The sequence below is a fragment of the Methanobrevibacter olleyae genome (genome assembly GCF_900114585.1).
Lineage (GTDB): Archaea > Methanobacteriota > Methanobacteria > Methanobacteriales > Methanobacteriaceae > Methanobrevibacter > Methanobrevibacter olleyae.
Genome location: NZ_FOTL01000012.1, coordinates 31,630 through 48,685 on the forward strand (window position 1 = coordinate 31,630; position 17,056 = coordinate 48,685).

The window sequence follows — 17,056 nt, forward strand, 5'->3', positions numbered from 1 at the left end:
TCTTATAATAATTAAGAATAAATATAAAAAATTAATAATCGATAAATAAATTTCAAATAAATTTCTTATATTATATAATATTTACAAATAGATTAATAAATTTATCTAAACTAATTGAAAAAATATAAAGTGAGATTTATAAAATAATTCTAATAAAAATCTAAAAAATAGCTATAATAAGTTTATTTATCATCTAATATATAATCTAAAATAACTTTAGATGAATTTGGTTTAAAATCACCAAACTGTAATTTGAAAAAATCCTCTAATTTTTCTAAATTAAAATCTTCTTCTTTTATTATCTCAATTAATTCTTCAGTAGTAAAAACTATCTTACCTGGAACTTTTTCTTTGTAGTCAAAGTAAAAACCACGTTCTTTATTAAGATAATCATCTAAATCATAAGCAAACAGTACAATTGGTTTTTTTAAAATAGTATAATCAACCATAATAGAAGAATAATCTGTAATTAAAATATTAGACAATAATAAAAGTTTTTGTTCATCTTTAAACTCTGTAAAATTAATTATATCATATTTATTTGATAAATCATCTAAATCAATTCTATGTTCCTCATCACAATATTTTAGATAGTTAGGATGTAATCTTATAGCTAAAAGATATTCATCACCTAATTCATTAATGAATTTTTCTATATTAAAATAATCAAAAACAGCATTGTTTTTAGTATCTTCTCTAAAAGTAGGAGCATAAAGAACTAATTTTTTGCCCTTTAGTTGAGGATAGTCTTTTTCAAAGGATTCCCTTAATTCCTTTAAATAGTTACTGTCTAAATGTTGCTTAGTATAAAAATCATTACGAGGTATACCAAAAGGAAGAACTTTTGATTTATCTAGAAAAAAATTATGTGCATAAATATCAATTACATTTTCACTACTAACAGATACTAAATCTATTTTATTTGAAAACATTTCCATAACTTTCTTTTCTTCATGATTTAAAAGATCATAACCAAATTTCTTAAATATACCTGTACCATGCCATAATTGCACCCATTTCATCCCATCAACATCCATAAAAGCAAGTGGGAAGAAATTATCAACTAAAAAGACATACTTTGATGATGCAAAATCATAAATATTTTTTAAAGACAAAGAATCTTTTAAAATGAAATTATATTCATAATCTTTTCCATCCTTTGTTTTTCTAATATCTAATTCTCTTGCAATATATTCTAAATTACTTTCAAATGAGTGGTTTTTATTTGTTAAAAGACTTATTTTATTATTCTTTTGAGGAAATTTCCTAAATAAGTTAAAAATCATAGCATAAATCTTATGTTTAGTATACACTTTTAAAAGCTCCTTTGAAAATAATTAGTAATTTAATAAAAATAAAAATTTAAAATTTTATATAAATATTCTATTTAACTAATTTAATATACTTTTAGATAAAATCATAATTTTAGTTGGTAAAATAAATAGAATTGTAATAAATTAAATACAAATTAATTTAGCCAATAAGATAAATACAATTATAATAAATTAAATACAAATTAATTTAGCCAATAAGATAAATACAATTATAATAAATTAAATACAAATTAACAATAGAATAAAAAATTTGAAAATAATTAAGTGATAATATGAATGTAAAAAATAATATCATACTTGCAATGGATTTAATGGATTTAAAAGAAGCTGAAATAGTCTGTAAATCAATCAATGAATATATTGATACAATTAAAATAGGATATCCATTAACTCTTGCAGAAGGATTATCAACTATTGGTTTTTTTAAAGACAACTTTGATTATAAAGTTATTTGTGATTATAAAGTAGCAGATATTCCAGCAACTAATGAGAAAATAGCTAATCAAACCTTTGATGCTGGTGCAGATGCAATTATTTGTCATGGATTTGTAGGTCCAGATAGTGTAGATGCTTGTAAAATCTCTGCTGAAGAACACGATAAAGATGTATTTTTATTAACTGAAATGTCTCACCCTGGAGCAGTTAAATTCTTACAAAAAGATGCCGACGATATTGCAAAAATGGGTGTAGAAATGGGAATTACTAATTATGTAGCACCATCTACAAGATTAGATAGACTATCAGAAATTAGGGATATTGTTGGAAAAGAATCATTTATAATCTCTCCAGGAGTGGGAACTCAAGGAGGAGACCCTAAAGAAACTTTAAAATACTCTAATGCTTTAATAATAGGAAGATCTATCTACAATGCAGAAGACCCTAAAGGAGCAACTAAGGATATTATTGATTCAATTCAATAAAGATAATATATTTAAAATAAACATAAAATATAATATCTTAAAATATTAATAAACCATTAATTAAATCTTAAAACATTAATAAACCATTAGTTAAAGGTGTAAAATTGTTTAATATTAGTTTAGCTCTTTCTTATTTTTTATCTGGATTTTTTATGAAACTTTCAGATGATGAATATGATGAAAAATCAAATAAAATACTAGCTATAATTATTGGTATAGTCTGTGGATTATTTACAGCTTATGCATCTTCAGTTGATTTAGATGCTAGCTGCATATTTATAGCTATTTTAATTGCTAATATTTTAGCTTTAAAAGTAGATGGAATACATCACATTTCCACAATGGCTTCATTCCTAATCACATTCATATTACTTGGATTTCAATCTTTTACATTTTCATCAATTATTACAATAGTTATCTGTATGATTGGAGCTATAATCGATGAAATAGGAAATGATAATGATAAAATTTATAAAAAAAGTAAAGTCCTTGAGTATTTCTTTGATTATAGATTTGCATTAAAAGTGGTGATTTTATTACTTGTTTTTATTGGTTTATTAAATATCCTGAGCTTTGTTTATTTCTTATGTTTTGAAATAGCTTATGAAATAGCTAGAATCTTATTTGAAAAGTATATTCTATAAAAAAAAATTAACTAAAAAAAGATAATAAGCTAGGTAAAAATATAAAAAATAGATTAAATGATGTGAAGCTTAATCATCTATCCTATTAAGTGCATCTGCTAATATTAAAGGGAAAATAATAGTTACATCACCAATAACAGTTTCTAAGTTAGAGCCCTGTTTTGCCTTAGACCATGATTTTGCTTCTTGAAGTGGAGCTCCACTTAAACTACCAGTTTCAGGTCTGTCCATAGTTATTTGAATACCTGCATCTATTCCACCTTTTAAAAGATTAGAAGCAAGAGTATAATGCTTAGGAAGACCTCCACCTAACATGATAGCCCCTATCTTTTCAGACTCAAAAACAAGATCTGATAAGTAATGCATATCTCCAACTGCATCTACTATAAGCTTATTGTCTTGTGTAAACATCCATAATTGAAGGCCAAACATGCTATCAATTAAACCAGGAGCAAATATAAAAACATCATTTTCTGCCGCAAGTTTTAAAATAGAGTTTTCATCATCGATTAAAAGCCCTACTTCTTTTAAAAGCCTCTGAATAGAAATAATTCCATTATCCCCATTATTATCTAACTTATTACTGATTGTCTTAAATATCTTAATTATTTCACTTTCAAATACTTCAAAATCATCAGATCTGGTATAAACATCAGCTATTCTCCCAATACCTGCATCATTAAGTTCTTCATCATTATCTCCAAGGTCACGATAATGTTTGCCACCAAAAGCCTCTAATAAATCATGTGTAATATTAGCTCCACTAGTAATTAAAACTTTAATTCTCTTTTCTCTTATTAAACCTGCTACAATATTACGAAGACCACCTGGAACCATAGGACCAGCTAAACTCATAAATATATCCATATCTTCGTCATTAATCATATTAACCAGTAAATTAGAAGCCCTTGCAACTCTTCCAGCACCTAATACACCTGAATTATCAAACTGTTCTATTAATTCACTAACAGACATATCTTTTTTTATATTCAATTGATTTACTTTCATACAATCCAAACTCAAAAAATAGTTCTTAAATAAAATAATATTAAATAAAATTTAATTTTTTAATAGAATATAATACTTTAAAATAAATAAAGTTTAATAAAAAATAAATTTTTAAAAAAAATAAAAAAATAGAAGAAATAAAAAAATAAAATCTAAATTCAATATTCCAAATAATTAAACAGAAAAATCTAAATTCAATATTCCAAATAATTAAATAGAAAATCTAAATTCAATATTCCAAATAATTAAACAGAAAAATTAAATTCCCTCTTCTAACTCATTATCATTTAATAATGGGAAATTCTTTAAATTAGTAATTGTTTCAATTAAATCCGTACGAGTAACTACACCAATTGGAGTATAATCATCATCTACCACAATTAATCTACTTATACCAAACTTATACATCTTATAAACAGCAGTAGCTATCTTTGTATCTTTATCAATGAAGAATAACCGTTTAGACATTATATCTCTAACATCTTCATTTTCTTTGCCTTCAGCTAATGCTTTTACAATATCAATTAATGAAACCATCCCAATGGCTACATCTTCAGTAATAACAGGAGCTCCATCAATACTATTTTTTGAAAGTAAACAAGCAGCATCTTTAATAGAATCGCCAGGCTTTAAATAAATTAAATCCAAAGTAGCTATATCATAAACAGAATTTTTAGGAATACTTCTAATTGTACTAATATCTAAAAGCAAGATATTATCCATATCATCTCTACCTACAATCTCACCAATAATCCCAAGATTATTAACTGGAGTAGGACCTACACGAATAATATCTCCTAAGTGTAAATCTTTAATACTTCCTAAAACTTTTATTACTGCTTCACATTCACCAGGGTGTGGCACACTTGTAAATTCAATCTTAGCTACTGAAACATCCTCTATTTTCCGATTATCTTTATAAACAGGAACTTTAGCGTCACTATCTGTAAATGATATATTTAAAGTGTGGTATGCTTCAATAGTGGGTTTATAACCTCCACGAGGTCCTGGCACTCCTTTTACTAAACTTAAGCTCCTAAGAGATTGCATCTGATTTCTGATAGTACCTGGATTCCTATTCATCACCTCAGCGATGTCTTCTCCTTTAATAGATTTACCATCCGAATTTTGATACAAGTTAATTAAGGTCTGTAAAATTTCCTTTTGAACAGAAGTTAACATTTAAGACACCAAAAAAATAAAAATTCAAGTATTTTATTAATAAAATGCTTAACCTAATCAATTTATTAACTCAATCAATTTATCAGTCAGTTTTATAAAATATCACTATAAATTAATCAAAATTAAAAAATATCATTACAAATTAATCAAAATTAAAAAAATATCGTTATAAATTAAAATAAATTATAAGGATTTATCATAAAATTTATATTATTACTACTTCTTTTATAGATTATAATATAAAAAGATATTGATTTAAGTACAAAAAAGTACAAAATATAATAAAAAAATTATCATGAAATTGATTATCCATTATTTTTAAAAATTAATTAAAAATTATCATGAAATTGATTATCCATTATTTTTAAAAATTAATTATTTATTATTTTTAAATTTTTCAAAATGAACTAAAAAAAGATAAAATAAACTAAACAAGTAAAAAAATTAGCTAAAAAAAGATAAAATAAACTAAACAAGTAAAAAAATTATCTAAAAAAAGATAAAATAAAAAAATAAAAGGAAAATATGAAATTAAATCACATATTGTTTTACATCACTTCTAATAATGGAAGATGCACCTAATTCTTTAATTCCATCTAACATTTCAGGGAAATGATTCTTATGAATTAAAACATTTATCTGTGAAAAGCTTGAACCTTGATTTACAGTAGGTTCTGCACTGCAAAACTTATTTTCAACTAAATATTTTGAAACCTCATCAACATATTCATTTGCAATATTAAATTTAACATCAAAGTATTTCCTTGCAGTTACAGCACCTAATAACTGTTCATAAATCATTCTTGCTTTTTCCATCTTTTCTCCAGTGCAAGAAACACCAGCATATAAACCTGCTGATGAATGTAAAATAGTTTCAAGCTCTTTAAGTCCTGCTTTTCTTAGGCTACTGCCAGTTTGAGTATTATCTACAATTAAATCTGCACCTTTTGCAATATAAACTTCAGTAGCTCCGTCAGAATTAATTACTTGAACTTTTTCATTATCTCCATCTCTTAATCCTCTCACTTGTACAAATGGAACTGCATCTCCATAAATTTCTTGATATGCATCATTTTCCATAATATGTTTTCTAGTTAAGTTTGGATACTCTGTAAAACATAAAATTGGAGTTTTTCTATCTTTATTTGCTCTAAAAAAATCAGATAAATTGTCATATGGAGATTCTTTAGGAACAGCAACGATTAAACGAGTTTCACCATAATTTAAATCTCCAATTTTTACTATATCATTATCACTTAAAACAGATTCTTCTTTAACCCAATCTTCTCCAACAATGGAAATATCTACCATACCCCTATTTAATTCTACAGGAGTACTTTGAGGACGAGTTAGGTAAGCTTTTATCTCATCATCATTAAGAATATTAATTTCATATGATTCATTTCCAGGTTCATATCCCCTAACTTCATAACCTGCATCAACAAATAGTTGATAAGTATTTCCCCTATTTACATTATTTAAACTTCCCTTAGGTAAGCCAATTGTTATTTCTACCATAATATCTACCAAAATAATCAAAAAATGTTAAAAATTTAAGTTAAATAAATTTTCTAATATATTTAAATTAAATGAATTTTCTAATATATTTAAATTAAATGAATTTTCTAATATAATATTTAAAAATTAAATATATAAAACTATTCTTTATACATTAAAATATCTACAAATGCTAAGCTATTTATTCTTCTTCTTGATAGCTACCATTATACTCTCCAGAACCTTCTACTGGAAATACAACTGCTTGAGCTATCCTATCACCAGACTTAATCTTATAATCAAATTCACCATGATTATAAATCATAAACATTAAAGTTCCATAAAAACCAGGATCACCAACTGCTGTTTGAACAGAAATAAATGATCTAAGTAAAGTAGAACGTGGCAAATACAGCATCATATAACCTTTAGGAATTTTCACTTTTCGTTTTATAGAAGCTAAATAAGCAGTATGAGGCTTTAAAGTATAAATAGGGCCTTCTAAAGCTTCAATTTCTGGAAGATTTTTATCATTATCAATTAAAGAACCTTCTGATTTTTGTATAAACACTTCATCAAGTTCTAAATCAATACCAGAAGGTTGTACTAAATCTTCAAAGTCTGAAAAAAGTTTTTTAAGTTCAATTTCACCAAGCATAATATCACAAAATTGTTTTTAAATAAATTTTTTAACTATTATTACTAACTAGTTTCATTAGTTACATTGCCTAAACTAAATGTTAAAACGCCCTGTCCTTTTTCATTAACTGTTAATTCATCACATTGTGGGTTTAATTCATTTATTAAAGCTTTACCAGATCGAGCATCCATAAAGTGAGGTAAATAATTAGATATATAAGTAGGATATAAAGTTACAGTACAATTATCTTCAACTAGATCCAAATTCAAGAAATAAGACCTATGAGTAGCCGGATTTGATTGATCAAATATAAAATTACCTAAATTATAGAAAATAGGTTTTCCATTATAGATCTCTACTCCCTGAGTTACATGAGTATGGGAACCAATTACAATATCTGCACCATCATCGATTAATTCATGAGATATTTTTATTTGATTTTCATTTGGACTTCTGCTATACTCATTACCATAATGCAAGTAGGCAATTACAATACTTGAACCATTATCACGAGCTTCTTGAACTTGCTTTTGTGCAAGTTCATAATTGTATGCAGAGTATCCTGATGAATTAGTTCCTGCTGGATCCATTACTCCCTTATATTCTCTAAAGTTATCTGCATCCATATAATTTAATATAGTAACCCTTCTATCTCCAGATTCTATAGTTACTGGTTTTGTTGCCTTTGAAACATTATTTCCTGCTCCAATTACATAGATATCTGCATCTTTTAAGTTTTTAATACTTTCATTTAAACCTATCTGGCCATAATCTAAAGCATGATTATTAGCTTGGGATGCTACAACGATACTATTTGCATTAGCTAATAAATAGGTGTATTTAGGATTTGCTTTTAAAGGTACATCTCCTTTTACTGCATAAGAAGATGTAGTTACAGGGTTTTCAAAGTTTACAAGTAAAATATCTGCAGTTTTAGTTACATTTTCAACATATCTAAATGGACTTTTACCAGAATCTAAAACAGCAGGCATTTTACGGCCAAACATAATATCTCCAGTTACAGCAATAGAAACATTATCATGCCCTAAATCATAATCTGAGCTATCATCTAAACTCACAAGAATTGTTCCATAAATTGAAATAGCTAAAAGAATAAGTGTAATTCCAATTAAAATTTGAAAAAACCTTTTTTTCCTCATCATATCACTAAGAAAATAATGTTTATAATTAGTTTTTAATATGTAATTTTTATTAAATAAAGATTTTTATATATTTTTAACAAACTTTCTTAGACTTTGTTGAAATCCTTTATCACTTGAAATTATAATAGTTTCAAAAAATTTTAAATCTTTAATAAATTATTAAAAAAGAGTTTTTTATAAATGATAATTATAAATTTTTATTAATCTAACGATATTCATAATTATTATAATAAATATGTAATCATGATTAATATAGATATATTTTTTTATTCTGTATCGTTAATTATTTATAGGTGATTGTATAGACTTATTATTAATTACCTATACATATTTATCTTTTTAATTTCATTTAATTAAATAAATCAGTAAAAAATGGAGGATATTAAAAATGATTAACAATTTAAATAAAGTTGTAATAGTATTTTTACTTTTAATATTTTTATCTATTTCGGTTGTATCAGCACAAGAGAATACAAGCTCTGAAATAGGTTTAAATGAAAATGCTACAATTTTAGAAGTTGAAGAAAAAAATGATAATGCCAAAGTTGAAATAAATGATGATAGTGCAATAGCTTCAGAATCTGAAGAAGAGGAAATCAATGCTGTAATGAATGAGGATAACTTAAAAGGTTCAGGATCAACATTCACAGATTTACAAAAATTAATCAAAAAGACAGATGTTAATGGTACATTAATTCTAGATAAAGATTATACTTATTCCGATGGTGATTCAGAGATAGTTATCGATAAATCTATAACTATTGATGGTAAAAACCATGTAATTGATGGAAAATTAGCAACAAGAATACTCAATATAACTGGTGATTATGTCACATTAAAAAATATGAAATTCATAAACGCCAATAACACTCAGGATAATTATGGTGGTGCTATATATTGGAATGGGGACTATGGTAACATAATCAGTTGTTCTTTCGTTAATAACCATGCAAGGCACTATGGCGGTGCTGTTTCTTGGAGTGGTACTAATGGTTTTTTAAGTAGATGTTCTTTTGTTAATAACCATGCTTATGATGGTGGTGCTGTTTCTTGGAGTGGTACTAATGGCCATTTAAGTGCTTGTTCTTTTGTCAATAACCATGCAACATCTGGTGGCGCTGTTTATTGGAACTGTAAAAATGCTTATTTAAGTGCTTCTTCTTTTGTCAATAACCATGCAACATCTGGTGGCGCTGTTTATTGGAACTGTAATAATAATGGCGTTTTAAGTGCTTGTTCTTTTGTTAATAACCATGCAAGGCACTATGGCGGTGCTGTTTCTTGGAATGGTGCTAATAATATTTTAAGTGGTTCTTCTTTTGTTAATAATACAGCTAATCAATTTGGTGGTGCTGTTTATTGGAATGGTAATAATAGTTTTTTAACTTATTGTTCTTTTCTTAATAACCATGCTAATGAGGATGGTGGTGCTATTATATGTTGGTGGTATTCTAGTGGTTATTTAAGTACTTGTTCTTTTATTAATAACACTGCTAAGTATCGAGCTAATGCTATCTATTTGTGTGAAAACAATACTAATATATCTGAATGTTCTTTTAGTATTTATCGCCCTAAAAATACAGCAGTTGTCAAAGCTAATAATCTAATTTACTACAATAATAATAGTTATCAGGTTGATTACTATGATGAAAATGGTAATAAAATTCAAAGTGGTTGGATAAACAATAATATTACTTTTTCTAATCTAGACAACGGAAAACACAATATTAAAATGATTTATAATAAAGATGGTAGCAATTTTATTAACTATTTGATTATAAATGGTGATTCTTACCTAAGTGCCAGTAATGTTTCTATGTTTTATAATGATGGTACTAAATACACTATAAAACTAGCAGACTACAACAGAAACCCTTTAGCAAACCAAAATATCCAAATAACTATTGGAAGTGCAAAATACACTATAAAAACAGATAGCAGAGGATATGCAACATTAACTCTCAAACAGAAAGCTGGAAAATATACTATTATTGCTAGTTTTAATGGTAATGATGATTATGGTCCAGATAATATTGTAAGTACTTTAAGAATTTTAGATTCTCCTATAACAAAGAATAAAAACCTTAAAATGTACTTTAGGGGTGGAACATTTAAAGTGCAAATAATAAATGCCAATGGTAAGCATGTTGGTGCTGGAAAGCTAGTTAAATTTACAATAGATGGAAAAACATACACCCGAAAAACAAACAAGAATGGTTATGCAAGCTTAAAAATAACACTAAAGCCAAAAACTTACACAATAACTATACAATATGGTAATTTTATAAAAACAAATAAAATAACAGTTAAACCTGTATTAACTGCTAAGAATATTGTAAAGAAGAAAGGAAAAACAATAAAATTCTATGCGAAGCTAGTAAACACTAAAGGAAAACCACTATCTAAAAAGAGAATAATATTCAAATTAAAAGGAAAAACCTACAAAATCAAAACCAATAAAAAAGGAATAGCAACACTAAAAATCAAAAACCTAAAGAAAGGTAAATACATGATTTACACACAATACAGTAAATCAAAAATAAAAAACACAATAAAAATTAAATAAAATTAAATAAAAAAAAGATAAGGCGATAAAAGCATTATCTTTTTTCCTTATTTTTTTAAGTAAAATTTTTATACAAAAAATATGAATATTGTTACTTTTAGAATGATTTCTAGATTTACTAGTAATTATGCAGATAAATATTATGGAGTTATTCGCAAAAAAGAGAAAAACTTAGAGAAAATAAAATATTTAATCGAAGTTGACATTTACAAACCAATATCAATTAATTAGAAAATAAGATTTCAAAAAAGCTTAAAAAAGATAAATTGAAAAATATAATTAAGGAGTGATTAGAATGCCTGTTGTAACAATTCTTGGAAACCCAAATATAAGTGTAGAGGATAAAAGAGAAATGGTAAAAAAAGTTAGTGAAACTGTAGCACATGCTTACAATTTACCTATTGAAACAATAACTGTTTTAGTAGATGCTCTTCCAGCAGATAGTATTGGAGTTGGTGGAGAATTATTAATTGATAGAAAATAATTAAAATATTCTATCATTTCATTTTCTTTTTTTAAAAAATAGTTTAATATAAAAAAGTAATTTAGAAGAGAAATAATTAGATTAAATCAAATTTTCCAAAAACTTATTTTCCAAACTTAAACATTCATTTAATAAATTTAAAAATTTCTTATTTTCCAAACTTAAACATTCATTTAATAAATTTAAAAATTTCTTATTTTCCAAACTTAAACATTCATTTAATAAATTTAAATATAATCAAGATACTATTTGAATTGCTTGTATATACATACACTTATACTAAAACCAATAATTTCATGATACTTTTCATTAAATTGATTTTCCAATTCATTATTTGAATACTTAGCAATAGAATAATCAATTTTATCATGAATTATTTTAATAATATCATTTGATTCTAGAAACCCTTCTGAAGAGACTTTTTTAACCAATAAAAATTCAAACTACAATTTTTAAAAATTGACTATCACCATCTCTTTGAGTTCTAGAAATTGGAGAATATTTAAGATTAGACATCCTATTCAGGCTAAATTACTAAAATCTATTTTTAATATATTCTTCCCTTTTTTCATGAGCCTCTTTTTCAGAGGAAAATAGACCTAAATGTTTACCATCTACTTCAGCACTCCACATAAATAAACCTTCTTCATATAAAACTCCTTCATATTTAGAAGATTTTTTCTTATTTATTGTAGTTTCATCCCTTTTAGACTTTTTAGAATTAGTTTTAGAAACCCTATTTCCTCCACTGACTTTAACTTTCTTATTATTCTTAGAAGAAGAAAGCTTATTTCCATCCTGAACACTAATTTTATTTTTATTTTCATTTTTAAATTCATTTCCATAATTTAATTTATTATTTTTAGAAATAGAATCATTTGATGGATTTAATTTATTATTTTTAGAAATAGAATCATTTGAGGGATTTAATTTATTGTTTTTAGAAATAAAATCATTTGATGGATTTAGTTTAATACTATTCTTTTTAGATTTTTTATAAATTTCATCTTTAATACTAGATTTTGAATTAATAGATTTAACCTGTTTAGATTTATTTTCTTTTGCTTTAGCTCTTAATTTATCCAGTTCATCAAGAGTTATTGTTTTAAAGCCACCATTTACTTTAACATCAACTAATCCATTAGCTTTTAAATAGTCTTTTCTTGCTTTAATAGCTTCATTTTCACTTCCATGAAAGGAAATTATTTGACCTTTAACATTCATAGACCATAATTTTTGTATTTTACTAAAGGAAATGCCTCTTGCTTTAGAATAAACACCATTAACCTTTTTAGGCATAGGAACAGAGTTAATATAAACTTCTCTTGCTTCATAAGCCTCCTTAGATGATTGGTAATAACCTAATTCTTTCCCACCATGTTCTGCTTTCCACATAAAAAGATTATCATCATAAGAAATACCTAAACATTTTGAATAAGGAACTCCGGGGTTTCTAATTTTAATTTCCTGATTATTGATTCTGTAAACTGAATCATCATCCCTTTCTTTCACCACTTCAGGAATATATAATTCATTTAGAATCTGAATGATTTCATTGTTAGGGCTGGATTGCCTTAATCTTTTAAAGTCATCCCCATCATTAATAGCTGATTTAAGCCTAATTAAAAAGTCTGCATCCTGAGTTCTTCTACTGAGTTTATATTTAGGCCTTATAAAGTCTTTATCACCTGAATAGTTTATATAAAACCATACGCAAATATTAAAAATTAGTCTATGAGCTTCACTTGCTGCTTGTATCTCTCCACTAATATCATTAGAATTATCTTTAGAAAGTAAGGGATTTGATTTATTTTCTTTATTTTCACTTTTGGAATCATCATTTAAATTAATTAAATCATTTGAACTAGAATTGTCATAACCATTAGATGAACTATAACCTTTTATTTCATTAAATCCAGTTTTATAATCCCTCAAACCAAGATTTTGCATATATTGTCTATTTGGCTGGGAATTAATTCTTTTAATTCCTCCAGCACCATCACTGTTTAAAGTATTGTGATAAACATCATTTCTTAATCTGCGCAGTTTAGAGAAATCATTTTTTATATTATTCGGTAAAATATTTGCATTATTTAGCTTTTCAATTCTTTTAAATTGATTGTTTTCATCATCCTTGATTCCTTCAAAAGTAAATATTGATTTAGTAATCTTTTCAGCTATTCTACCTGCAATAAGAATAGCTTCCACTCCATCTCCTTCAATGAGATTTTTATCCATCCTTGCACAGTCAAGATAAATATCTCTAAATCGATTTTCCAAGAAACTAAAGCAAAATTCACCCATATAACCAACTCTTTAAAAAAAGATATGGAAAATATTAATTTATAATATTTTTTATCTTTAAATAATTCTTATCTTAAATATCCCTTTAATGATTAATATCCTAAAATGTCTTTTAGCACATCTGAAGCTGGATCCATACCTTGTGCCCCAATTAATAATACCAAATCATCTTTATCTACTTTTTCCATAATAAACCCTAATGCATCATATAATTTTTCAAAGTGTATATATTTTATATTTTCATTATCTAAATTAGATAAAAATATTTCTTTTTCAAAGTCTTCAACAAAATTTAAATGATCTACTAAATCTACACTTGAAGATAATATTAAATTAATTTTTCTATCATTTTCATTATTTAATTCATTTATAACCTCAGTTAAAGCCTTAGAATTAAAACCATTTAATGTTTCACCACGAGAGCCTCTGATTGCACAAGCAACATAAAGTTCTTTTTTATTTAATTCATTTGCAAGTTTAGATGCAGCTTTAACTGTTGCTTTAATGCCATCAGGATTATGTGCAAAATCATCGATTACAATAGGTTCCTCATAAAGACATGTAAATCTCCTTTTTAAAGGCATATAAGATTTAACACCTTTAACAATATCTTCTATTGGAATATCTAAAGATATACACGCTGAAATAGCTGATAAGATATTACGAATAAAATGATTTCCAGTAAATGGAAGCTCTTCATATTTTAAAATAGTCTTTCCACCATAGATAATGGCCTTTTCTTCACTATCAAAATAAATCTTCTTATCATTTTTAACTTCAAAGCCTTCAATAGCTACTTTATCCATTGAAGTAAAGTAAGTATCAACACCAGGATTAGCAAAATCTTTCATAGCAAAAACATTTTCATCATCAAAATTAAGAACCACTCCTCCCTTATTTGTGGCTTTAACAACCCCGGATATTTCTTCAAAAACTTCTTCAATTGAGTTTACAAGTCCAATATGATCCATTGCAACATTTGTAACAACTCCAATATCCGGATTAATTGCAGAAGACATGATTAAAGCATGATTTTTCATTAAGTCAGTTCCCCAACCTTGTACTTCAGAAACTTCAATAACTAAATAATCAAATATTTTTTTATTTGGAATATCACAAATAAAGTTAAATAATCTTGGATTTACTCCTTGATTTTCTAAAACTTCCTCAGAAATTAATTTAGCAACCATTGGATCAATTAGAGTATTAAATTCAGATTTTGCATCTGTATTTGTAAACACATTATATCCGGCATTTGATAAAATATGATAAATTAAATGAGAGCTTGTTGATTTGCCATTTGTTCCACTAATAACAACTCTTTTAGAATCTGGAACTAAATTATCAATCGTCCATCTTAGGGCAAATGCATTAGCAAATTCAATCCTTTCTACAACAATAACTGGAAAATGAAGTTTTTCTGCCATTTCTAATGCATCTTCTTTAGGATTTAAAGTGATTAAACAAGCTACATTTTTATCATTTGCTATTTCAACACCTTTTCCATTAATCCAATGTCTTATTACAATATCCCCTTCTTGAGCTTCATTTAAAGTTTCAAATATTCCTGTAAACCCAGTAGAAGGTTTATAATCATTAGATCCATAGATTACCCCTCCAATTGAATCTGCAAGTTGATTAATAGAAAAGGTATTTAAAGAAGATACAGAATCTGCTAATTCATTTAAAAAATATGGTTTTGACATTTTTATCCCCTAATCTCATTAATTAAAAAATTAATTTAAGAATAAAATAAATTGTATAAAGTTAAATAAAAATAATTTTTGCTAATTAAATTAAGCAAATATAAAGTATTTAGTAGCTAAACCAATTAGACATACAACTACAGTTAACAACCAATAGCTTAAAACAATTTTAACTTCAGATATTCCTTTATAATTTAAGGTATGATGTAAAGGTTCTACAGCTAAAGTAATTATATGAACCCTGTGCATTAAACTTATAATAGTTGATACAATTGGTACAGCTAAAGCAAGTACAGCAAAGTAAGGCATATCAGTTAAGAATGCCGCTGCTGCATAACCTGTTCCTAAAACAAATGAACCAGTATCCCCCATAAATATTGAAGCAGGATATCTATTAAACACTAAAAACCCAAGACAAATTGCGGTTAAAAGTCCGAAGGGATAAAGTGCTGTAGGATTTCCAAATATATAGCCATAAATACAACAAGCAAATGATGCAATAGCTATTATACCTGCAGCTAAACCATCCATACCGTCAATAAGGTTTACTGCATTAATTGCACCTAAAACACCAATGATTATAACAGGATATGCTAAAAGACCTAAAGTAAATCCTCCACAACTAGCTACAACACCTGTTAAAGCTAAGAATAAGCCCGGCAATAATTGTACAATGATTTTTACTCCTTCACCAGGTTCATATTTAATTGGAATTTCAGCAACAATTTCTAATTTGGCCTCTTCCACTAAGCTAGTTAGTTCTTGTTTAGCTTTATCAGTAGTTATTCTTGCTTCTTCACCAACTCCCAAATTCAGCAAACCTATAGGAACAGCAGAATCACTAATATTTTTAACTACTTTTTGATATTCTTTTACTCTAAGACCTAGTAAATCATCAAGTAATCCCATTACTCCACCAGTAAGCATGATAAATGAAATGATTAAAATATCTGTGTTTTTATAATATAATGAAAGAATAAGTAAAATAGTAAATAAGAAAGCTATACCTCCCATTGTAGGAGTACCTGCTTTATGTCTATGTTCACTTACAATAGGATTATCAGATAAATCTGCATCCTTTAAAGCTTTCCTTACAAACCAAGTAAATATAACAGTTCCAAAGAAAGTTATAAAAAACATTATTATAATATTCGTTAAATCCATATTCATCACACTTAATTCTTAAAAAAATCTTTTAATTATACAAAATAGGTAAACAATAAAAAAATTAAATAATCTACCAAATTGTATTATAATATAATATAATATTTTATAGTTATCCTTATATTTAAATTTTTATTTATATATAAAAGGGCTCTTTCAAAAACTTTGTTGATGAACTTGATTAAGTTTTCGATTTTCATTCCAAATCAAATCTCTGCGATAAATTCTCTTTAAAACACCACGAATAGTCTTAAAAGTTCTTTTTCTTGATTTAGGCATAGTTTTTTGAAAAGCATTTTCAAGCTTATTAGTTGTTCTCTCAATTTTCTTATCTTTTAAATGATAAATAAAGCTTTTATACCTAGAAACAATAAATTTTCTTATAATTTCATAAATAACATTATGAAATTCATTTTTACGATAAATTAAACCTTGTAATTCTTT

Annotated in this window: 14 protein-coding genes and 1 pseudogene; 5 read left to right on the forward strand and 10 right to left on the reverse strand. The window is 26.1% G+C overall.

Features of this window, described 5'->3' with window-relative positions:
- Positions 1–182: 182 nt before the first annotated feature.
- Positions 183–1,313, reverse strand: coding sequence for a CDP-glycerol glycerophosphotransferase family protein (locus tag BM020_RS04710; RefSeq protein ID WP_067146162.1), 1,131 nt, complete (start codon positions 1,311–1,313; stop codon positions 183–185).
- Positions 1,314–1,606: 293 nt separating this feature from the next.
- Here BM020_RS04710 and pyrF point away from each other — a divergent pair, with 293 nt between their 5' ends.
- Entirely contained in the window at positions 1,607–2,254 is a 648-nt protein-coding gene (gene pyrF / locus BM020_RS04715; protein WP_074798401.1) for an orotidine-5'-phosphate decarboxylase, read from the forward strand.
- A gap of 104 nt (positions 2,255–2,358) precedes the next feature.
- Positions 2,359–2,898 carry a hypothetical protein gene (locus tag BM020_RS04720; RefSeq protein ID WP_082762103.1) on the forward strand — a complete coding sequence of 180 codons (540 nt, stop codon included), beginning with the start codon at positions 2,359–2,361 and terminating at the stop codon, positions 2,896–2,898.
- A 69-nt stretch (positions 2,899–2,967) separates the two neighbouring features.
- Here BM020_RS04720 and BM020_RS04725 read toward each other — a convergent pair whose 3' ends face one another.
- From BM020_RS04725 to BM020_RS04745, 5 genes are all read right to left on the reverse strand, one after another.
- Positions 2,968–3,906 (reverse strand): deoxyhypusine synthase, encoded by a 939-nt coding sequence (locus BM020_RS04725; protein WP_067146158.1) that lies wholly within the window; start codon positions 3,904–3,906, stop codon positions 2,968–2,970.
- A 258-nt stretch (positions 3,907–4,164) separates the two neighbouring features.
- The gene (locus tag BM020_RS04730) at positions 4,165–5,088 is read right to left on the reverse strand and encodes a CBS domain-containing protein (RefSeq protein ID WP_067146156.1); all 924 of its coding nucleotides are present in this window, start codon (positions 5,086–5,088) and stop codon (positions 4,165–4,167) included.
- A gap of 531 nt (positions 5,089–5,619) precedes the next feature.
- A complete protein-coding gene (gene hisG, locus BM020_RS04735) occupies positions 5,620–6,606 on the reverse strand; it encodes an ATP phosphoribosyltransferase (protein WP_067146154.1) in 987 nt (328 codons plus the stop codon).
- Between the two features lie 181 nt (positions 6,607–6,787).
- Positions 6,788–7,243, reverse strand: coding sequence for a dCTP deaminase (locus BM020_RS04740; RefSeq protein ID WP_074798403.1), 456 nt, complete (start codon positions 7,241–7,243; stop codon positions 6,788–6,790).
- Between the two features lie 44 nt (positions 7,244–7,287).
- Positions 7,288–8,385 (reverse strand): CapA family protein, encoded by a 1,098-nt coding sequence (locus BM020_RS04745; protein WP_074798405.1) that lies wholly within the window; start codon positions 8,383–8,385, stop codon positions 7,288–7,290.
- A 391-nt stretch (positions 8,386–8,776) separates the two neighbouring features.
- Between BM020_RS04745 and BM020_RS04750 the strand changes: the two genes are divergently transcribed.
- The 3 genes from BM020_RS04750 (at position 8,777) to dmpI (ending at position 11,438) form a co-directional block, all read left to right on the forward strand.
- The gene (locus tag BM020_RS04750; protein ID WP_074798407.1) at positions 8,777–10,954 is read left to right on the forward strand and encodes a hypothetical protein; all 2,178 of its coding nucleotides are present in this window, start codon (positions 8,777–8,779) and stop codon (positions 10,952–10,954) included.
- Positions 10,955–11,035: 81 nt separating this feature from the next.
- Positions 11,036–11,185: a hypothetical protein gene (locus BM020_RS09580; RefSeq protein WP_158499586.1), complete on the forward strand. Its 150-nt coding sequence runs from the start codon at positions 11,036–11,038 to the stop codon at positions 11,183–11,185.
- 64 nt (positions 11,186–11,249) lie between these two features.
- Positions 11,250–11,438: a 4-oxalocrotonate tautomerase DmpI gene (dmpI, locus tag BM020_RS04755; protein WP_067146145.1), complete on the forward strand. Its 189-nt coding sequence runs from the start codon at positions 11,250–11,252 to the stop codon at positions 11,436–11,438.
- A gap of 534 nt (positions 11,439–11,972) precedes the next feature.
- Here dmpI and BM020_RS04765 read toward each other — a convergent pair.
- The 4 genes and pseudogenes from BM020_RS04765 to BM020_RS04780 all read right to left on the reverse strand — a co-directional run.
- Positions 11,973–13,742: a hypothetical protein gene (locus tag BM020_RS04765; protein ID WP_074798412.1), complete on the reverse strand. Its 1,770-nt coding sequence runs from the start codon at positions 13,740–13,742 to the stop codon at positions 11,973–11,975.
- Positions 13,743–13,834: 92 nt separating this feature from the next.
- Positions 13,835–15,448, reverse strand: a complete 1,614-nt coding sequence (locus tag BM020_RS04770; RefSeq protein WP_082762102.1) for a pseudomurein biosynthesis peptide ligase pMurE — start codon at positions 15,446–15,448, stop codon at positions 13,835–13,837.
- Positions 15,449–15,538: 90 nt separating this feature from the next.
- Positions 15,539–16,612, reverse strand: a complete 1,074-nt coding sequence (locus BM020_RS04775; RefSeq protein ID WP_067146141.1) for a pseudomurein biosynthesis MraY family phospho-N-acetylmuramoyl-pentapeptide-transferase — start codon at positions 16,610–16,612, stop codon at positions 15,539–15,541.
- Between the two features lie 156 nt (positions 16,613–16,768).
- A pseudogene (locus tag BM020_RS04780) lies at positions 16,769–17,056 on the reverse strand (DDE-type integrase/transposase/recombinase); the annotation flags it as partial.